We start from the raw sequence: 18,758 nt of genomic DNA on the forward strand, positions 1-18,758 counted from the left end.
CGAAAGCGAGACGGTTTGACTACTTTATATATCCGGCATCCGGCCAGGGCGGACAGCGAAGGGGCCCTGGCCCGCTTCGCGCTGGTCGCCGACGGTGGCGCGCTGATCCAGCAGGGCGAAGGCGTGCTCAAGGGCATGGGCGAGCTGATCGCTTCCAGCCGGCGGGTGGTGCTGCTGCTGGCCGCGGCCGATGTCACCCTGCTGCACGTGAAGGTGCCGCCGCTGTCGGCGGCGCGCCTGCGCGCGGCCCTGCCCAACCTGGTCGAAGAACAGGTGCTGGGCGACCCCGAGGAATGCGTGCTGGTGGCCGCCCCGGCCTCGGCCGCGGATGGCTTGCGCGCCATCGCTGTGGCCCAGCGCGCCTGGCTCGAAGCGCTGGTGCGCTCGGTGCTGGCCCAGGGCGCGCGCGTGGTGGCCGCCGTTCCCGCCCAGCTGTGCCTGCCCTTGGCGCCGGGCAATGCCGCCGCCGCCATCGATGGCGGCGGCATCACCATCCGCCACGGCCTGTACCACGGCCTGGGGCTGGCGATCGCCGGCGAACCGGCCATGGCCCTGCAAACGGTGCGCGCGCTGGCCGGCGACAGCCCGCTGACCCTGTACGTGCCGCAGGAGCATCTGGGCGAGTACCAGGCGCTCGTGGCCGAGGCCGGCCCCGGCATCACGCTCGAAGCCGAACACTGGAGTCACTGGATCGCCGGTTCGAAAAGCACCACCCTCGACCTGGTTCCCGGCCTGGGCGCGGCCGGCGCCAAGGCGCGCGACTGGCAGCGCTGGAAGTGGCCGGTGCGCCTGGCCCTGCTGGCCGTGGCGGTCAACCTGGCCGGCCTCAATTACGAATGGCTGCGCCTCAAGCGCGAAGCCGACAACACGCGCCAGGCCATGGTGCAGATTTTCCGCGCCGCCTATCCCAAGGAGACGGTCATCAGTAACAATCTCGAACGCCAGATGCAGCAGAAAATCGCCCAGGCCAGGGGCGCTTCCGGCCAGGTCGGGCCCGACGAATTCACCTTCCAGACCGCGGTCCTGGGCGAAGCGGTGCGCACCCTCGGCAAGCCGCCCGAGCTGGCCGCGCTCACCTTCCGCGAGCGCACCACCACCATCAAGCTCAAGCCCGAGGGCGCCGATCCGGGCGTGGCCGCCACCCTCAAGCCGACCTTGCAAAAATACAAGCTGGACCTGGGCGAGATCGCCGCCAACACCCTCCTGGTGCGCACCGCGGGAGCGAAGCCATGAGCGCCTTGAGTGCCGTGAGCCGGTTCAAGGACCAGATCGGGCTGTACTGGATGGCGCGCACCGAGCAGGAGCGCAAATTTCTCGCCATCGGCGGCGCCCTGGCCGGCCTGATGCTGGTGTACGCGCTGTTGCTGGCGCCGGCGCTGGAAGGCAGCGCCGCCCTGCGCGCCGAACTGCCGCAGCTCAAGCAGCAGAAGGCCCAGCTCGAAGCGCTGGCCAAGACCGCCGCCGCCTTGTCCGGCCAGACCCCGCCGCAAGTGACGCCGATGTCGCGCGAAACGCTCTCGGCCAGCCTGTCCGCGCGCGGCATCAAGCCCGAGTCGGTCAGCATGACGGGCGAGTACGCCAAGGTGCAGGTGAGCGGCGTCGCCTTTTCCAATCTGGTCGCCTGGCTCGAAGCGCAGCGCCTGGAACACCGCATCGGCGTGCTGGAAGCGGCCATCACGGCCTCGACCCCGGCCGGCCAGGTCGATGCCACCTTTACCTTGCGCCAGAGCACGGATGCGGGTTCGCGATGATGCGCGCCGTGCTATGGTTGGGCGCGATCGTGCTGGCCGTGGCCCTCACCGTGCTGGCGTTCGCGCCGGCCTCATGGCTGGGCGACGTGGTCGAACGCCAGACCGGCGGGCGTTTGACTCTGGGGGACGCGCAGGGTACGCTTTGGCGCGGCTCAGCCTTTATCGGCGGCGCGCCCGGGCCGGGCGGGTCGGTCACGCCGCTGCTGCCTGGGCGTTTCGCCTGGACCTTGTCGCCGCTGGCGCTGCTCGGCCAGGTCGACATGACCCTGGCCAATCCGCTGGCGCTGACCCAGCCGGTCAAATTGAGCGGCAGCTGGTCGCAGTGGCAGCTCAGTCCGTCGGCCTTGCTGCTGCCGGCGGCCGGCCTGGCCGGGCTGGGCGCGCCGCTCAACACCCTGGCGCTGTCGGGCGACATGCGGCTGTCCTGGACCACCCTGGGCCTGGCGCGCGCGCCGGATGGACGCGGGGTGGCGGTGGACGGGGTGACCACCCTGGAATTGAATGACATGGGTTCGCGCATGGCGCCGATCAAGGTGCTGGGCAGTTACAAGATGACCATGGATTGGCAGGGCCAGCAGGCAAACGTGAATTTGAAGACGGAACGCGGTGCCTTGTTGTTGGCGGGAAAGGGCAGCCTGAACCAGGGCCGCTTCCAGTTTTCCGGCACGGCACAGGCCGCCGATGGATATGAAGAAACGCTGGGCAATCTCCTGAATTTACTGGGCCAGCGCCGAATGGTTGACGGCAAGAAAACTATCGCCTTAGAGTTTAAATGATGAAAAAACAGTCACTGAGCACTTTCCCTTCCCCGGCGTTGCGCCGCATTGCCGCCGGCGTCCTGCTGTGCTGCGCGGTCGCGGGGGCGCCAAGCCCCGCGCTGGCGGCCCCGGAGGAGTCGGCCGCCCTCAATTTCGTCGGCGCCGACATCGAATCGGTCATCAAGGCGGTCGGCCATTACACCGGCATGACCTTCATCATCGATCCGCGGGTCAAGGGAACCTTGACCGTGACGTCGGAAAAGCCGGTCACCAAGGCCCAGGCCTTTGGTCTGTTGACCTCGGCGCTGCGCCTGCAGGGCTACGCGGTGGTCACCGGCGACGGCTACGCCAAGGTGGTGCCGGAAGCGGAAGCGAAGCTGCAATCGTCGCCGACCCAGGTCGGGGTAGGGGGCTCGGGTGTCAAGGGCGACCAGATCGCCACCCAGATTTTCCACCTGAGCCACGAATCGGCGGCCAACCTGACCGCGGTGCTGCGCCCGCTCATTTCGCCGAACAATTCGATCATGGCCAATCCGGGCAATAACAGCCTGGTCATCACCGATTACGCCGACAACCTGCGCCGCCTGGCCAAGATCGTCGCCGCGCTCGACTCGCCAGTGGCGGCCGACCTCGACGTCATTCCCGTGCGCTACGCGATCGCCTCGGACCTGGCGACCATGGTCAACAAGCTGATGGAACCGAGCGCCGGCGGCGATTCGGGCCGCATCTCGGTGGTGGCCGATCCGCGCACCAACGCGGTGGTGCTGCGCGCACCGTCGCAGGCGCGCGCCAACCTGGCCAAGTCGCTCATTGCCAAGCTGGACCAGCCGACCGCGGAAGCGGGCAACGTCCACGTGGTGTACCTGAAAAATGCCGACGCCACCAAGCTGGCGCAAACCCTGCGCGCGGTGGTCTCGTCGGACTCTTCGTCCCTGGCCCAGCAGCAGCAGGGCACCAGCGGCGGCAGCGTGGCCAGCGGCGGCGGTGCTTCCAACAGCAGTATGAACAGCAATAACCAGAACAGCGGCGCCGGCAACAGCATGGCCCAGCAAAGCCAGACCAGCGGCGGCGGCAGTGGCGGCAGCGGCGCCGGTTTCATCCAGGCCGATGCGTCCACCAACACCCTGATCATCACCGCGCCGGACGCGGTCTACCGCAACCTGCGCGCCGTCATCGACCAGCTCGATGTGCGCCGCGCCCAGGTCTACATCGAGTCCCTGATCGTCGAAGTCAATGCCGACAACGCGGCCGAATTCGGCGTGCAGTGGCTCGGCCTGTCGGGCACGGAGAGCAGCAATTACCGGGTCGGTGCGATCCAGCATTCGACCATAGCGAAGGACAACAACCTGCTGGCGCTGGCCAGCAAGGGCGTTGCCGCCACGCCCGGCGCCGGGCTGACCATCGGCCTGTTCAAACAGGTCGCGGGCGAACTCGGCCTGGGCGCGCTCGCCCATGCGATGCAAAACACGGGCAACGTCAACATCCTGTCGACCCCGAACATGCTCACGCTCGACAATGAACTGTCGACCATCAAGGTCGGCCAGAACGTGCCGATCATCACCGGCAGCTTCACCACCAACACCGGCGGCGGCGCCGCCGGCAACCCGTTCCAGACCATCGAACGCAAGGATGTCGGCCTCACGCTCAAGGTGCGTCCGCAGATTTCCGAAGGCGGCACCATCAAGATGGCGATCTACCACGAGACCTCGAATGTGGCCGATAACTCGGCTGCGGGCGTGATCACCAACGTGCGCATCATCGAAAACAATGTCATTGCCGACGATGGCCAGATCATCGTGCTCGGCGGCCTGATCAAGGACGATACGAGCGAGGGCGAAGATCGCGTGCGCGGCCTGGCCGATATTCCGGTGCTCGGCAACCTGTTCAAGTACCGCAAGCGTTCGCGCAACAAGACCAACCTGATGGTGTTCCTGCGCCCGGTGATCGTGCGCAGCAAGGAGGACAGCAATGCCATCGCCAGCGACCGCTACGATTACATGCGGTCGGCCGGCCAGGCCACGGGCGGACCGAAGGACGGCATCGTGATGCCCGATTACGGCACCCCGGTGCTGCCGTCGCTGAGCAACGGCCAGCCGCCGGGCGGTGGCGCCATGGCGCCGATGCCGCCGCGGCCGGTTCCAGCGCCCGCCACGCCGTCCCCGGCCCCGGGCAGCACGACCGAGCGTCCCTTGAGCGCACCGGGCACGATCAACCCGGCCGACGTGAATATGTACCGCCCGGCCAAGCCGGTACCGGCGACCAAGTGATGACACACCGATGAGCAATCTTTTACCTTACGCCTTCGCGCGCGATTTCGGCGTGCTGGCGCGCTCGCCCGACAACGGCGAGCATCCGATCGAAGTGTGGGTCTCGGGCGCCACCGCGCCGGCGGCGATCGCCGAAGTGTCGCGCCGTTTCGGGCGCATCGCGCTGCGTTCGATGGACCGGGCCGACCTGGAAGCGGCCATTGCCAGCGCCTACGCCGGCGCCGGCGGCGACGCCTCGCAGGTGGCTGACGAATTCGATGCCGACCTTGACCTGACCAAGCTGCTGCAAGACGTGCCGGCCATCGAAGACTTGCTCGAATCGTCAGACGACGCGCCGGTGATCCGCATGATCAACGCGCTGCTGACCCAGTCGCTGCGCGAAGGCGCTTCCGACATCCACATCGAACCGTTCGAGCAAACTTCCGTGGTGCGCTTTCGCATCGACGGTTCCTTGCGCGACGTGGTCCGTCCGCGCAAGGCCATCCACGCCTCGCTGATCTCGCGTATCAAGATCATGGCCCAGCTCGACATCGCCGAAAAGCGCTTGCCGCAGGATGGCCGCATCACCCTGCGCGTGGGCGGCAAACCGGTCGACGTGCGCGTCTCGACCCTGCCGACCGGGCACGGCGAGCGTGCCGTGCTGCGTTTGCTCGACAAGGAAGCCGGCCGCCTCGACCTGTCGCACCTGGGCATGAACGCCGCCCTGCTGCCGCAGTTCGATACACTGATCAACCAGCCGCACGGCATCGTGCTGGTCACCGGGCCGACCGGTTCCGGCAAGACCACCACGTTGTACGCGGCCTTGAGCCGCCTGAACGCGTCGACCACCAACATCCTGACCGTGGAAGACCCGATCGAGTACGACCTGATCGGGGTCGGCCAGACCCAGGTCAACGCCCGCATCGACATGAGCTTTTCCAAGGCCCTGCGCGCGATCCTGCGCCAGGATCCGGACGTGATCATGATCGGCGAGATCCGCGACCTGGAAACGGCGCAGATCGCGGTCCAGGCGTCCCTCACGGGCCACTTGGTGCTGGCCACCCTGCACACCAACGATGCCGCCGCCGCCGTCACCCGTCTGCTCGACATGGGGATCGAACCGTTCCTGCTGTCGTCGTCCTTGCTGGGGGTGATGGCGCAGCGCCTGGTGCGCAAACTCTGCGAGCACTGCAAGGTGCGCGACGAAGTCGAAACGCCGCAGGGCCGCGCGGTGCAATGGAAAGCGGTCGGCTGCGACAAGTGCGGCCACACCGGTTACCACGGCCGGGTCGGCGTGTACGAGCTGCTCGAAACCAATGACAAGATCAGCGCCCAGATCCACAACCGCGCCTCGGAAGCCGAGATCCGCACGGCGGCCCAAGCCAGCGGCATGAAAACCATGCGCGAAGATGGCCAGCGCTGGCTCGATAACGGTACCACCACGCAGGCTGAATTGCTGCGCGTGACCAAGGACTAGGCCGAGAACCATGCCCGCATTCCGTTATGAAGCCGTCGATGCCGACGGCGCCACCCGCAAGGGCGTGGTCAACGCCGACAGCGCCCGTTCGGCGCGTGCCGACCTGCGCCTGCAGGGCCTGACCCCGCTCACGGTCGACGCCATCGCCGCCCAGCTGGATGCCGCCGGGGTCGAGAAAAGCCGCGGCTTCGGCGAGCGCTTGTCGCAGGTCGAACTGGCGCTGTTCACGCGCCAGCTGGCCAGCCTGCTGGAAGCCGGGCTACCGCTCGAACAAGCGTTTACCGCGCTGCTGGAACAGGCCGAGCGTCCGTATGTGCGCGACCTGGTGGCCTCGATCCGCTCGGAAGTGATGGGCGGCGCCTCGTTTTCCGACGCGCTCTCGCGCCATCCGCGCGACTTTGCCGAAATCTACCGGGCGCTGGTCGCTTCGGGCGAGCAGATCGGCCACCTGGCGCGCGTGCTCTCGCGCCTGGCCGACTACATCGAACGGCGCAACGCGCTGGTGCAAAAGGTGCGCCTGGCGTTCACCTACCCGGCCATCGTGACCGTGGTGGCGTTCGCGATCGTGATCTTTTTGCTTACCTATGTGGTGCCGCAGATCGTCTCGGTGTTCGCCAACACCAAGCAAAAGCTGCCGCTGCTGACCGTCATGATGCTGGCCGTGTCCAATTTCGTGCGCGCCTGGGGCATCGTGGCCGGCATCCTGATGGTCGGCGCGTTCTGGCTGTGGCGGCGCGCGCTGCGCAATCCCGTGCTCAAGCGCCAGTGGCACACCTGGCTGCTGACGGCCCCGGTGTACGGCAAGTTCGAGCGCAGCCTGAACACGGCGCGCTTCGCCAGTACCCTGGCGATTACCACCGGCTCGGGTGTGCCGATTTTGCGCGCGCTCGACACCAGCCGCGACACCTTGTCCAACGTGGCGATGAAGGAACTGGTCGAGCAGGCCAGCGCCAGCGTGCGCGAAGGCGTCAGCCTGGCGCGCGCGCTGTCGGCCCAGAAGCACTTTCCGCCGATGCTGATCCACATGATCCGCGCCGGCGAAATCACCGGCGAACTGCCCGCCATGCTGGAACGGGCGGCCAATTCGCAGCAGCAGGACCTGGAGCGGCGCACGCTCACCATCGCCGGCCTGCTCGAACCGGTGCTGATCCTGGCCATGGGTGTGGTGGTGCTGCTGATCGTGCTCGCGGTGCTGATGCCTATTATTGAAATCAATCAGCTGGTGCGGTAAAAAGGAATGTAATGAAGCGTTTGCCAATAGTTGTTAGCCTGATTGCCGTGGTCTTCCTGTCGGCCTCGATCGCGTACTGGGCCATGCAGTTCATCCGCGGCGAGCAGCGCCCGATCGTGGCCGTGGCCAGCACGCCCGATCCGGTGCCTGCGCCGGATGCCGCCGCCACCCTGTTCGGCGGCCAGGCCGCCACCGTGGTGGTCAGCAATTACCAGCTGACCGGCGTGGTCTCGGCCGGGCGCGACAGCGTCGCCATCCTGGTGTCCGACGGCCAGCCGCCGCGCGCGCTCAAGGTGGGCAAGGAAATCGCCCCCGGCGTGACCGTCACCGCGGTGTACCCGCGCTATATCACCCTGTCCGAAGGCGGCGTCGAGAAACGCATCGAACTGGCCACCGACGCCAAGGCCGGTCCCGACATGGCGCCGCCGATGCCTCCTAACAATAACGGCGTCCAGCACCAAGGCCAGGGCCAGGGCCAGAACCAGCCGCCGGCCCCGCCGCCGTCGGAACCGGTGCCGGCCCCCGGCCTGACGCCGGAGCCGCCGATGCCGACACCGCCGTCCACGCCGGCGCCGCAGATGCCGGCGCCGACCCGCACCGTGGTCAGCCCGGGCAACCAGCCGGCGACCCAATAAGCGCCGCATGATGTGTGTGCGCATGCTGGCCGCCGCCTGCGCCCTGGCTTTGCAGGCCGGCGCGGCGCTGGCCCAGGAGACTGCGGGGGTGCCAGTGCCAGTGCCGGCACCAGCCGGCGCCGTGACCACCGCCCGTCCGAGGGTGGCGCTGGTGCTCTCGGGCGGCGGCGCGCGCGGCTTTGCCCACATTGGCGTGCTGCGCGTGCTGCGCGAACTGCGCGTGCCGGTCGACATCGTGGTTGGCACCAGCATGGGCAGCGTGATCGGCGGTGCCTACGCGGCCGGCTCCTCGGTGTCCGACCTCGAACAGATGGCGCGCCTGACCGACTGGGACCGCGTGGTGGCCGACCGTCCGGCGCGCGAAGACCTGGAATTCCGGCGTCGCGAAGAAGACGTGCTGCTGCCATCGCGCATCGAATTCGGCCTGCACAGCGACGGCATGTCCTTGCCGCCGGCCGCCGCCGGCAATGCCGCGCTCGAACTGGCCCTGGCGCGCCTGCTGCCGGCCGGCACGCGCGACCGCCCGGTCAATCAACTCAGTCTGCCGTTTCGCTCGGTCGCCTCGGACTTGGTCACGGGCGAGCTGGTCGACCTGGTCGATACCCCGCTGTTCCTGACCATGCGCGCCTCGCTCGCCGTGCCGGGCGTGTTCGCCCCGGTGCGGGTGAACCAGCGCCTGGTGGTCGACGGCGGCCTGGTGCGCAACCTGCCGATCGACCTGGCGCGCAAGATGGGCGCCGACGTCGTCATCGCCGTCAACGTCGGCACCCCGCTCGCGCCCGAGAAAAACCTCGGCAGCGCGCTTGGCGTGGCGCAGCAGATGATCAATATCCTGACCGAACAGAACGTGCAGCGCTCGATCAGGGAACTCGGTCCCGGCGATGTGCTCATTTCGCCGGAACTGAGCGGCATCAGCTTTCTGGATTTCCGCAATATCGACAGTGCCATCAAGGGCGGCGAGCAGGCCACGCGCGAACTGTCGCAGCGCCTGGCGGCGCTGGCGCTGCCGGCCAGCGAGTACGCGCTGTTTGAGAACAACCGGCTGGCCACGCCGCCGCTGTCGGACACGGCGCTGCCGTTGGCCGAGGTCAAGGTCGAGACCAGCGGGCGCATCAACCCGAAAATCCTGCAGGTGCAGTCCGGCCTGGCGCAGGGACAGACGCTCACGCGCGAGCAGGTGCGGCGCGCCGCCAACAGCCTGTACGGACGGGGCGACCTGGAACGGGTCGAAACCGATATCGAGGACGAGGGCGGCCAGCGCGCCGTCGCCATCCGCGCCACCGAAGCGGCATGGACCAACAGCCGCCTGCGCGTGGGCCTGGAGCTGGCCAGCGACTTCGACGACGCCAACCGCTTCGCCCTGAAAGTGATGCATGTACGCTCGTCGATGAACCCCTGGGGCGGCGAAATGCGCACCAGCGCCCAGATCGGCGACGAGCGCGGCATCGGCATGCAGTTCCACCAGCCGCTCGGCGCCGGGTCGCCCTGGTATGTGGCGCCCGAAATCCAGTACAGTTCAAGCTCGGTCGACCTGTTCAACGCCGGGCGGCGCCGCAGCCGCTACGCCTTTTCGGAGCGCTCGGCGCGCTTCGTGGTGGGGCGCGAACTGGGCACCTGGGGCGACGTGCAGGGTGGCGTGGTGCACCAGAACCTGGGCGCGCGCGCCGTGATCCCGGAGCAGGAGAGCGGCGAGCACGCGGCCACCACCTATCACTACCTGCGCTACCGGGTCGACACGCTCGACTCGCTCGGCTTTCCCAGCCGCGGCTACCTGCTCGACGCCCAGCTGTCGGGCAGGGGCAACGGGGCCGACGGCACCGGCGCGATGGCGCAGTTTTCCGTGCTTGGCCTGAGCGCCTTCCGCACGCGCGACTGGGCCGGCCATGTGTACGGCGAATATGCGGTGGCCAGCAGCGGCGCCGCGCCGCTCAACCTGGGCGGCTTCTTGCGCCTGTCCGGCTCCTTGCCGGAATCGGTCGAAGGCAGCCGCATCGCCTTCGGGCGGCTGGTGATGGCGCGCCGCATCGGTGCCTTGCCCGTGACCCTGGGCGGCACCGTGCGCGCCGGCTTTTCGCTGGAAGCCGGCGGCGCCTTCGACCGCCAGCAACAGCAGGCCGCGCAGAGCGGCTCGGCTTTCAAGCAGGCGCTCAGCGGCTTCCTGTCGGTCGATACGCGCTTCGGGCCGGTGTATGTCGGCGCCGGCAAGACCGTGCACGGCAGCGGCACCGCCTACCTGTTCCTGGGGCCGATCTGGTAGGCGCGCGCGGCGCGGCTAGCGGCGCAGGGCGGTAAAGGCACTCGACTCCCACGATTGAAAGCCGAGCAGCAGGGTGACGCCGTTGCGCTCCTCGCTGGCCAGGCGGCGGTCGGCCTGGTGCAGGCGTGCCAGTTCGGCCGCCAGCTGCTGGATTTTCACCAGCAATTCGCGCGAACTGCCCAGGGACAGGCGCGCGGGCAGGCACATCAGGGTTTCGCCGGCGCCATCGAAACGGCCGCTGAAATAATCCTCCACCACATGCTCGCGGAAGTACTGCTGCACCGGCCCGTCCGGCAGCCAGCGGAAGGTGGTCGACACGCGCATGCTGTAGCGGTTCAGGGGCTTGAGTTCGATCAGGCCGAGGCGGTCCAGTTCCACCATCAGGCCGATGCATTCGGGTTCGCTCAGTTGATAGGTTTCGATGATCTGGTCGAGCGTCCAGTTGCCCAGGCAGCAAATGGCGACGAGCAGCAGGCGCGGATTGGCCATCAGCGACTTTTCCTGGGTCGGGGTGAGGGTATCGGCCTGGGGACGGGCATCGGCGGCGCGGCGCAGCACGTCTTCGAGCGGCACCCCGGCCGCCTTGCAGATTTGCGCCAGGCGCGACAGGGCCATGTCTTTCTGGCCGAACATACGCTTGACGCTCGACTCGCTCATGCCGATGCGCCCGGCCAGCGCCTTGTAGGTGATGCCCGCCGCACGCAACTCGGCGCGCAGCACTTGTATGACCAGCTCAGGTGAGCTCATGCGATTCCTTTGAGGCGAAATGTACAGTTATCCGATACTCAATGTACCGAATTTCAGTGCTTCGCACAAGCAGATAGGACTTTTTGAGGAAAAGCAGGACACTGAGTCCATGCCAGAAACAGCTCCGACCGAAAGCCAACCGATGCCGATAACCCCGCTGCTTGCCGCCCTCCTGCTGACCGTGTTCAGCGGTGCCGCCAGCGCCGCCAGTTACGGCGACACCAGTCCGATCTATGCGGGCGGCGCGATCGGACGGATGCAGTTCACTGCGGACTGCGGCGGCGGACAGCCGTGCAAGGGGCAAGACAATGCCAGTGGCAAGCTGTTCGCGGGATTTAACTTTGCGCCGTTCAGCGCGTGGCAGGGTTCTGAGCTGACCAGTTCGGTTGAACTGGTGGCTTACCGGGGCGGCAAGGCCGACCTTGGCCCGCGGGGCGGGGCGGCATCGTTCGATGGCGCGGGTGTGTCGTACAGGATCAGTTCGCGTGAGACCGAGGCGCTGTCGGTGCACGCCAGGGTTGGGACGACGCGCTTGTCGGGCAAGCTGGGTGGCGCCTCAAGCGCAACGACCGGCATGACGGGTGGGTTGGGGATCGCGTATGCGCTCGACAAGCATCTGTCGCTGACCGGCGATTATGATTTGCTCAGGGCCGGTTTCGGCGCCTTGGCACGCACACATGTGCATTTATGGACGTTAGGTGCCGCCTACAAGTTCTAGGCGGGCCGCCAAGGCGACGCACACAAGGATGGCCTGATCGCGGGCGCCCACCAGGGCGCCCGCTGGCGGCCCTAGGTAGCCTGTTATTTCCAATCCCCGTTAACTATAAAAACGTCGTTCCCGCGGAGGCGGGAACCCAAGTTCGTTCCGTAGTCACAGGCGGCTCTACGGACCTGGGTTCCCGCCTCCGCGGGAACGACGTTTTTAGGCCTGCGGGGAGAGCGAAAGTTTTAAGGGCGGAAAAACCGCAGCTGTGCAGGGTAATACTCAATCCGGCTCCGGTTCCAGCTTGGCCTTCTTGAGCGCGCGCTTGACCGCCTGGCGCTCCTGCGCCGGGCCTTTGGCATGCGGTCCGGCGGCGCGCAGCTTGGCTGCCACGGCCACCGGATTGCGCACCTTGGCAACCTGCTGCGTCGGTTTGACCGTGATGCGCATTTTCTGCCGCGTCGCCAGTGCCTTGTTTGCCATCGCGCGCCTCCTTACAGCACGTAGCGCGACAAGTCTTCGTTGTCGGCCAGTTTGTCCAGACGCTCGTTCACGTACGCGGCATCGATCGCCACCACCTGGCCGCCGGTTTCGCTGGCGCTGAACGACACTTCCTCCAGCAGCTTTTCCATCACCGTGTACAAGCGGCGCGCACCGATGTTCTCGGTGCGCTCGTTGACCGAAAACGCAATCTCGGCCAGCCGCGTAATGCCGTCCTGGGCGAATTCGATCTTGACGTCCTCGGTGGCCAGCAGCGCTTCGTACTGCTTGGTCAGGCAGGCATCGGTGCTGGTCAGGATGCATTCGAAATCGGCGATCGACAGCGATTCGAGCTCGACCCGGATCGGAAAACGCCCCTGCAGCTCGGGAATCAGGTCCGACGGCTTGGCCAGGTGGAAGGCGCCCGAGGCGATGAACAGAATATGATCGGTGCGGATCATGCCGTACTTGGTGTTGACCGTGGTGCCCTCGACCAAGGGCAGCAGGTCGCGCTGCACCCCGGCGCGCGAGACGTCGGCCCCGCCCATTTCGGAGCGCGAGGCGATCTTGTCGATTTCGTCGAGGAACACAATGCCGTTCTGCTCGACATTGGCGATCGCCTTTTGCTTCAACTCGTCGTCGTTGACCAGCTTGGCCGCTTCCTCATCGATCAGCAGTTTCATCGCTTCGCGGATCTTGATCTTGCGCGGCTTCTTGCGCCCCGCCCCGATGCCGGAAAACATGGACTTGATCTGCTCGGTCATTTCTTCCATGCCGGGCGGGGCCATGATTTCCATCTGGGGACCGGCCTCGGCCAGCTCCAGCTCGATGTCGCGGTCGTCCAGCTCGCCCTCGCGCAAGCGCTTGCGGAAAGTCTGGCGCGTGCCTTCGCCTTCCTTGTTTTCGGCAGCCGGCGGCGTGACGTTAAAGCCGAAGTCGCGCGCCGGCGGCACCAGGATGTCGATGATGCGGTCTTCGGCCGCGTCCTCGGCGCGCTGGCGCACCTTTTTCATTTCGCTCGCGCGCGTCTGCTTGATGCCGATGTCGATCAGGTCGCGGATGATGGTGTCGACATCCCGTCCCACGTAGCCGACTTCGGTGAACTTGGTCGCTTCGATCTTGATGAAGGGCGCGTCGGCCAGCCTGGCCAGGCGGCGCGCGATCTCGGTCTTGCCCACACCCGTGGGGCCGATCATCAGGATGTTCTTGGGCGTGATTTCGTGACGCAGCGGCTCGGCCACCTGCTGGCGGCGCCAGCGGTTGCGCAGGGCGATGGCGACCGCGCGCTTGGCCTTGCCCTGGCCGACCACGTGCTTGTCGAGTTCCGAAACGATGTCACGGGGTGTCATATTCATGGTGCCTGGCATGCTGCTTCCCCTTAATCGAGTGTTTCGATGATGTGCGACATATTGGTGTAGATGCATAGCTGGGCGGCGATGGTCAGCGATTTTTTGACGATCTCGGCCGGCGACAAGTCGGTGTTTTCCTGCAGGGCCTTGGCGGCCGACTGGGCATAGGTGCCGCCGGAACCGATGGCGCCGACCCCGTCTTCCGGTTCGAGCACGTCGCCATTGCCGGTGATGACCAGGGTCGACTCATGGTCGGCCACCAGCAGCATCGCTTCCAGGCGGCGCAGCACGCGGTCGGTGCGCCAATCCTTGGCCAGTTCCACCGAGGCGCGCAGCAGGTTGCCCTGGTGCTTTTCAAGCTTGCCTTCGAAGCGGTCGAGCAGGGTGAAGGCGTCGGCCGTACCGCCGGCGAAGCCGCACAGCACCTTGCCCTGGTATAGCTTGCGGACCTTGCGGGCCGTGCCCTTCATGACGATGTTGCCTAAGGTGACTTGGCCATCGCCGCCGAGGGCGACTTGCTTGCCGCGCCGTACGCACAGGATGGTGGTGCCGTGAAATTGTTCCATTATCGTTGCCTCTCAGTTAGTGAGCCGCCGCCAGGCCAGGAGTCAACTCCCGGGCCTGGCCGGCTGCTTGCACCCCAGAAATGGGGATGCTAATCGAAATTGCAAGATAGCTGCCGGCACCCGGCCGCGCCGCTCAGTATTTGTGCGGGAACAGCTTGGCCACTTCCGTGAAGCCCAGGAGTTTGAACAGCGCGGCGACCAAATGGTTCAATTCGCGCAGCTCGATTTTTTTATCGGCGGCGAGCGGGCGCAGGCGGTTGAGGAGGGCGGCGGCGGCCGAATAGTCGACCCGCGCCAGGCGCGAGCAGTCGAGCAGCACCGTTTCTTCGCTGGCCGCGGCGTAGGCGTCGATGGCAGCGAACAGGGCCGTGCTGGCGCCTTCGATGACCGATGGCAGCATGAAGCGTTCGGTGGCCGGCGCCGCATGCAGGATGCTGACCGCGGTGGCCACCTTCGAGGGCGGCTCGAACGAGGGTGGCGACACCTCGTAGGTGACGCAGTAATCCATGGCCGTTTCCTCGAAATCCTTTTCGCGGTCGAGCAGTTGGAACAGGGCCAGCAGCAGCAGCCAGGGCGCTTCGCTGGCGTCGCGCTTGCCGATTTCGATGGTCGAGTGAACCAGCTCGGCCAGTTCGGCGGCGCCGGCCACGATCAGTTCGCGCTCGCTGGCGCGCAGGCGCTTGATGGTTTCGAGCAGCAGGGCGCAGCCGTCCGGGGTCACGGTCTGGATGCGCGCAAATTCGAGGCGCAGCACCGGGTTTTCGCCGGCGCGCTGCAGCAGCCGTTCCAGGCGCGGGGCCACTTCACCGTCCAGCACGCCACTGAACACTTCGGTCGGGGTGACCCCGGAAAAGGTGCGCTCTTCCAGGCCGTGCGGCATCAGCGGCGGCGACCACGAGGGCGGCGAGGTTTCGAACTGGCTGGCGTAATCGATGGCGATATTGTCGAAGTCGTCCTGGCGCCCGCCCACCTGGTACAGGTCGAACAGCATCCACCAGATGGTGCGGTCGTCCTTGCCCAGTTCGGCCAGGCTGTCGAGCAGCATGTGTTCGGTCACGGCCATCTGGTCGTTGGCGAACATGATGGCGATTTCTTCGATGACGGGCGCGGTCTGGGGCGACACCGGCGCGTCCGGCAAGTCTTCGTCGGCCAGCAGTTCGGTGGTGGCCAGTTCCAGCAGCGGCAGGGTGTCGGTCGCGGCGCCGTCGGCCACGGGCGGCTTGGCCTTGCGCGGACCGCTGCCCCAGGCCGGCTCCGGCGTGTTGAAGATGTCGTTCGACATGGCCGACTCGATCGCATCGATCTTGGCGGCCGTGGCACGGGCGATTTCGCGCTGGCGCGCGCGGTCGGCGTCGGTGTCGACAGCCAGGCGCGACGGTTCGCCGACGCGCAGGCGCGAGTCCGGCGCCGCCTTGGCGCCCGACTGATCAGTTTTCTTCTTGTTGAAGATGGAGAAGATACCCACGTCGTTCCCTGTCTCGTTCTAAGCTGCGCACTGCGCCGGCCGCACCAGGCGCCCGGCCGCGCCAAGCGCCGTAATTGAACACACTGCGGTACCAACCCGCCCACCACCGCACGGTAGCATGCCGACCCGGACGGCGTCACCTGCCGCCAGCTCCGCGCTGCGCCGGCCTGGACAAGCAAGCATAGTGTAGCCGATAGGCAAGCTTCGAGTCGGTTTGGCAGGAGCAGCAAAACAAAAAAGCATGCGGGGGCGAACCCGCATGCTTCTTCTGAGGTGGCGTGCAGCGATGATCAATCGCCGTACAGTTTTTGTTTCAGCTCGCGCCGCTGCTGCGCTTCGAGCGACAGGGTAGCGGTCGGGCGCGCGATCAGGCGTGGAATGCCGATCGGCTCGCCCGTTTCTTCGCACCAGCCGTAGTCGCCACCGTCGATGGCGGCGATCGATTGCTGCACCTTCTTGAGCAGCTTGCGCTCGCGGTCGCGCGTGCGCAGTTCGAGCGCATGTTCTTCTTCGATCGTGGCGCGGTCGGCCGGATCAGGCACGAGCACGGTTTCGCGCAGGTGCTCGGTGGTCTCGCCTGCGTTCTTGAGCAAGTCTTTTTCAAGCTGCTGCAGACGCGCCTTGAAAAACGCCAGCTGCGCCGGATTCATATAGTCCTTCTCGCCCATGGCCCGAATTTCGTCTTCGGAGATGAGATGGCCTTCTGTATTGACGGCGGGGGTCGATTTAGTTGTTTTAGTCATGACTTCACTTACCTTCGATACGACAGTGGTTTTCATTTTATCAGCTAACTCGGCCGAGGCACCGGTAAAGCGGCGATGCCTGCGCCCGAAGCGCCTACCTTGACGGCTTGCTGAACTGCCGCCTTGTTCGTGTCTTACCGCACCACGATGACTTTTTGCTGCCGGTGCGATCAAGCGGGCATCTTAAAACCCGGATAGTTTATACCAAACATTGTTCCAAACCGCTGACAAAGACATCTTTTGGTAAATTTTTGCCAATAAAAACCATTTTGCTGCCACGTTCCTCGTTTTCACCCCATTTTGCGCCCAGATCGCTGCCCATCATTTGGTGCACGCCCTGGAATACCACCTTGCGCTCGGCGCCCTGCATCAGCAGCACGCCTTTGTAGCGCAGCATGCGCGGACCGAAGACATTGACCAGGCTGGCCAGGAATTCGTCCAGCTTGGCCGGGTCGAATGGACGCTCGCTCTTGAACACGAAGGCGGCGATGTCGTCGCTGTGGTGGCCGTGATGGTGATCATGCGCTTGATCGTGATCGTGCCCATGCTCGTGGCGGCAGGCGTCGGTGTGCACGTGTTCGTGCTCGTGATCGTGCGCTTCTTCGGCCTTGAGGAAGTCCGGGTCGATTTCCAGCTTGTCGTTCAGGTTGAAGCCGCGGATGTCGAGCACCTCGGCCAGCGGGGCGCGACCGAAGTCGACCTGGCTGATCGGCGCGCGCGGGTTGATGCGCATCAGGCGCGCCTTGAGCGCCTCCAGCTCGGCCGGCTCGACCAGGTCGGTCTTGGAGATCAGCAGCTTGTCGGCAAAGCCCACCTGGCGCTGCGCTTCCTCGTACTCGTCGAGCTGGGTCATGGCATGGCGCGCGTCGACCACGGTCAGCACCGCATCGAGCATGTAGTGCACGCCGACTTCCTCGTCCATGAAAAAGGTTTGCGCCACCGGGCCCGGATTGGCCAGGCCGGTGGTCTCGATGATGATGCGGTCGAAGTGCAGCTCGCCCGCTTCGCGCTTCTTGGCCAGCGCCGACAGCGCCACGATCAAGTCGCCGCGCACGGTGCAGCAGATGCAGCCATTGTTCATTTCGACGATCTGCTCGCTGCTGTCCTGCACCAGGATTTCATTGTCGATGTTTTCCTGGCCGAATTCGTTCTCGATGACGGCAATCTTCAGCCCGTGGTCTTCCTGCAGGATGCGGTTCAGGAGCGTGGTTTTGCCGGCGCCGAGGAAGCCGGTCAGGATGGTGCTGGGTATCAGGGCCATGTTGTCATCAGTCAGTGTGGCGCCCGGACCGGGCGAATAATCGAGCGATTATGCCGGAATTCCCAATTTGCTTCCAACTACCGCCATAACGCTTGATGCGGATCATGCCGCAAGTGGCCCGCAAAGGGTGTTTGGCGTGCTTATTTTGCCTTGGCGCGCGGGTGCGCCTGGTCGTACACGGCCGCCAGGTGCTGGAAGTCGAGCGCCGTGTAGACCTGGGTCGAGGTGATGCTGGCGTGGCCGAGCATGTCTTGCACGGCGCGCAGGTCGCCCGACGATTGCAGCACGTGCGAGGCGAACGAGTGGCGCAGCATGTGCGGATGCACGTGCACCGGGGTGCCGGCCGCGATCGCGTGCTGTTTCAGGCGCAGTTGCACCACGCGCGGCGAGACGCGGGTGCCGCGCTCGGACAGGAACAGGGCGCTGCTGCCGTCGGTCGGCGGCGGGCGCACCGCCAGCCAGGCCGCCAGCGCCGCGCGCGCGTGGCTGCCCACCGGCACCGTGCGCATCTTGTTGCCCTTGCCGGTGACCAGCACGTCGCCCGAGGCAAGGTCGATCCAGCCGAGCGAGGCGCTCTGGCCATCGCGGCCCTTGCTGTAGGCCACGTCGAGCCCGGCCAGTTCGGCCACCCGCAAGCCGCTCGAATAGAGCAGCTCGAACATGGCGCGGTTGCACAGTTCGGCGCCGGTGAGGGTGGCGCGCCCGGGCGGGGTGCTGGACACCAGTTGCACGGCGTCGTCCACCGCCAGCGCTTTCGGCAGCGGCTTGGGGCGCTTGGGCGCGCGCACCCCATCGGTGGGGTTGGCCGCCAGGGTCATCTGGTGCGAGAGCCAGCCGAAAAAGCCGCGCCAGCTCGACAGCTTGCGGGCGATCGAGCGCGGTCCCAGTTCCTGCCCGTGCAGGATAGCGGTCAGGCGGCGGATGTCGGCCTGGCGCAGTTGCTGCCAGGGCACGCCCTTGGCGAGAAGGTGCAACTGGCGCAGGTCGCGCCGGTAGGCGTCGATGGTGTGGGGCGAGAGCTGGCGCAAGGTTGCAAGCTGGGCCAGGTAGGATTCCACCCAGTCCAGTTCGCTCGCGCCGCTATCCATC

At 66.2% G+C, this 18,758-nt stretch carries 17 protein-coding genes; 9 read left to right on the forward strand and 8 right to left on the reverse strand.

What is annotated here, in order from left to right:
• Positions 1–15 precede the first annotated feature (15 nt).
• From gspL to IV454_RS09515, 8 genes are read left to right on the forward strand one after another with little or no spacing between them, the layout of a single operon-like run.
• On the forward strand, positions 16–1,233 hold the full coding sequence (gspL, locus tag IV454_RS09480; protein WP_229522156.1) for a type II secretion system protein GspL: 1,218 nt from the start codon (positions 16–18) through the stop codon (positions 1,231–1,233).
• Positions 1,230–1,751, forward strand: coding sequence for a type II secretion system protein M (locus IV454_RS09485; RefSeq protein ID WP_206091277.1), 522 nt, complete (start codon positions 1,230–1,232; stop codon positions 1,749–1,751). The genes gspL and IV454_RS09485 overlap by 4 nt, the downstream gene beginning before the upstream one ends.
• Positions 1,748–2,527, forward strand: a complete 780-nt coding sequence (gene gspN, locus IV454_RS09490) for a type II secretion system protein N (protein WP_054265686.1) — start codon at positions 1,748–1,750, stop codon at positions 2,525–2,527. The genes IV454_RS09485 and gspN overlap by 4 nt, the downstream gene beginning before the upstream one ends.
• Positions 2,527–4,776, forward strand: coding sequence for a type II secretion system secretin GspD (gene gspD / locus IV454_RS09495; RefSeq protein WP_206092621.1), 2,250 nt, complete (start codon positions 2,527–2,529; stop codon positions 4,774–4,776). The genes gspN and gspD overlap by 1 nt, the downstream gene beginning before the upstream one ends.
• Positions 4,777–4,786: 10 nt before the next feature.
• On the forward strand, positions 4,787–6,232 hold the full coding sequence (gspE, locus tag IV454_RS09500; protein ID WP_054265687.1) for a type II secretion system ATPase GspE: 1,446 nt from the start codon (positions 4,787–4,789) through the stop codon (positions 6,230–6,232).
• Positions 6,233–6,242: 10 nt separating this feature from the next.
• Complete coding sequence (gene gspF, locus IV454_RS09505) at positions 6,243–7,463, forward strand: type II secretion system inner membrane protein GspF (protein WP_206091278.1); 1,221 nt, start codon at positions 6,243–6,245, stop codon at positions 7,461–7,463.
• A gap of 11 nt (positions 7,464–7,474) precedes the next feature.
• Positions 7,475–8,098, forward strand: coding sequence for a type II secretion system protein N (locus tag IV454_RS32765; protein ID WP_229522157.1), 624 nt, complete (start codon positions 7,475–7,477; stop codon positions 8,096–8,098).
• 7 nt (positions 8,099–8,105) lie between these two features.
• The gene (locus IV454_RS09515) at positions 8,106–10,355 is read left to right on the forward strand and encodes a patatin-like phospholipase family protein (RefSeq protein ID WP_206091279.1); all 2,250 of its coding nucleotides are present in this window, start codon (positions 8,106–8,108) and stop codon (positions 10,353–10,355) included.
• Positions 10,356–10,370: 15 nt separating this feature from the next.
• Here IV454_RS09515 and IV454_RS09520 read toward each other — a convergent pair whose 3' ends face one another.
• A complete protein-coding gene (locus IV454_RS09520; protein ID WP_206091280.1) occupies positions 10,371–11,102 on the reverse strand; it encodes a helix-turn-helix domain-containing protein in 732 nt (243 codons plus the stop codon).
• Between the two features lie 19 nt (positions 11,103–11,121).
• Between IV454_RS09520 and IV454_RS09525 the strand changes: the two genes are divergently transcribed.
• A complete protein-coding gene (locus IV454_RS09525) occupies positions 11,122–11,820 on the forward strand; it encodes an outer membrane protein (protein WP_206091281.1) in 699 nt (232 codons plus the stop codon).
• Positions 11,821–12,087: 267 nt separating this feature from the next.
• On the opposite strand, the gene IV454_RS09530 is transcribed toward IV454_RS09525, so the two are convergent.
• The 7 genes from IV454_RS09530 to IV454_RS09560 all read right to left on the reverse strand — a co-directional run bounded on the left by IV454_RS09530 (position 12,088) and on the right by IV454_RS09560 (position 18,757).
• Positions 12,088–12,288: a hypothetical protein gene (locus IV454_RS09530; protein WP_206091282.1), complete on the reverse strand. Its 201-nt coding sequence runs from the start codon at positions 12,286–12,288 to the stop codon at positions 12,088–12,090.
• Positions 12,289–12,299: 11 nt separating this feature from the next.
• Positions 12,300–13,640, reverse strand: coding sequence for an ATP-dependent protease ATPase subunit HslU (gene hslU, locus IV454_RS09535; RefSeq protein WP_206091283.1), 1,341 nt, complete (start codon positions 13,638–13,640; stop codon positions 12,300–12,302).
• A gap of 23 nt (positions 13,641–13,663) precedes the next feature.
• Positions 13,664–14,200, reverse strand: coding sequence for an ATP-dependent protease subunit HslV (hslV, locus tag IV454_RS09540; RefSeq protein WP_206091284.1), 537 nt, complete (start codon positions 14,198–14,200; stop codon positions 13,664–13,666).
• Positions 14,201–14,333: 133 nt separating this feature from the next.
• Positions 14,334–15,665 carry an STAS domain-containing protein gene (locus IV454_RS09545; protein WP_206091285.1) on the reverse strand — a complete coding sequence of 444 codons (1,332 nt, stop codon included), beginning with the start codon at positions 15,663–15,665 and terminating at the stop codon, positions 14,334–14,336.
• Positions 15,666–15,955: 290 nt separating this feature from the next.
• Entirely contained in the window at positions 15,956–16,408 is a 453-nt protein-coding gene (gene dksA, locus IV454_RS09550) for an RNA polymerase-binding protein DksA (protein WP_054265697.1), read from the reverse strand.
• Between the two features lie 199 nt (positions 16,409–16,607).
• The gene (locus IV454_RS09555) at positions 16,608–17,669 is read right to left on the reverse strand and encodes a CobW family GTP-binding protein (protein ID WP_206091286.1); all 1,062 of its coding nucleotides are present in this window, start codon (positions 17,667–17,669) and stop codon (positions 16,608–16,610) included.
• Between the two features lie 140 nt (positions 17,670–17,809).
• A complete protein-coding gene (locus IV454_RS09560; RefSeq protein ID WP_206091287.1) occupies positions 17,810–18,757 on the reverse strand; it encodes a tyrosine recombinase XerC in 948 nt (315 codons plus the stop codon).
• Position 18,758 lies beyond the last annotated feature (1 nt).

This window comes from Massilia antarctica, from assembly GCF_015689335.1.
Classification (GTDB): Bacteria; Pseudomonadota; Gammaproteobacteria; order Burkholderiales; family Burkholderiaceae_D; genus Telluria_A; species Telluria_A antarctica.

Excerpts from the sequence above, each read along its gene's own strand:
- IV454_RS09485 (WP_206091277.1), top strand. The coding sequence starts at position 1,230 with ATGAGCGCCTTGAGTGCCGTGAGCCGGTTCAAGGACCAGATCGGGCTG.
- gspN (WP_054265686.1), top strand. The coding sequence starts at position 1,748 with ATGATGCGCGCCGTGCTATGGTTGGGCGCGATCGTGCTGGCCGTGGCC.
- gspD (WP_206092621.1), top strand. The coding sequence starts at position 2,527 with ATGAAAAAACAGTCACTGAGCACTTTCCCTTCCCCGGCGTTGCGCCGC.
- gspE (WP_054265687.1), top strand. The coding sequence starts at position 4,787 with ATGAGCAATCTTTTACCTTACGCCTTCGCGCGCGATTTCGGCGTGCTG.
- gspF (WP_206091278.1), top strand. The coding sequence starts at position 6,243 with ATGCCCGCATTCCGTTATGAAGCCGTCGATGCCGACGGCGCCACCCGC.
- IV454_RS32765 (WP_229522157.1), top strand. The coding sequence starts at position 7,475 with ATGAAGCGTTTGCCAATAGTTGTTAGCCTGATTGCCGTGGTCTTCCTG.
- IV454_RS09515 (WP_206091279.1), top strand. The coding sequence starts at position 8,106 with ATGATGTGTGTGCGCATGCTGGCCGCCGCCTGCGCCCTGGCTTTGCAG.
- IV454_RS09520 (WP_206091280.1), bottom strand. The coding sequence starts at position 11,102 with ATGAGCTCACCTGAGCTGGTCATACAAGTGCTGCGCGCCGAGTTGCGT.
- IV454_RS09525 (WP_206091281.1), top strand. The coding sequence starts at position 11,122 with ATGTACAGTTATCCGATACTCAATGTACCGAATTTCAGTGCTTCGCAC.
- IV454_RS09530 (WP_206091282.1), bottom strand. The coding sequence starts at position 12,288 with ATGGCAAACAAGGCACTGGCGACGCGGCAGAAAATGCGCATCACGGTC.
- hslU (WP_206091283.1), bottom strand. The coding sequence starts at position 13,640 with ATGAATATGACACCCCGTGACATCGTTTCGGAACTCGACAAGCACGTG.
- hslV (WP_206091284.1), bottom strand. The coding sequence starts at position 14,200 with ATGGAACAATTTCACGGCACCACCATCCTGTGCGTACGGCGCGGCAAG.
- dksA (WP_054265697.1), bottom strand. The coding sequence starts at position 16,408 with ATGACTAAAACAACTAAATCGACCCCCGCCGTCAATACAGAAGGCCAT.
- IV454_RS09555 (WP_206091286.1), bottom strand. The coding sequence starts at position 17,669 with ATGGCCCTGATACCCAGCACCATCCTGACCGGCTTCCTCGGCGCCGGC.
- IV454_RS09560 (WP_206091287.1), bottom strand. The coding sequence starts at position 18,757 with ATGGATAGCGGCGCGAGCGAACTGGACTGGGTGGAATCCTACCTGGCC.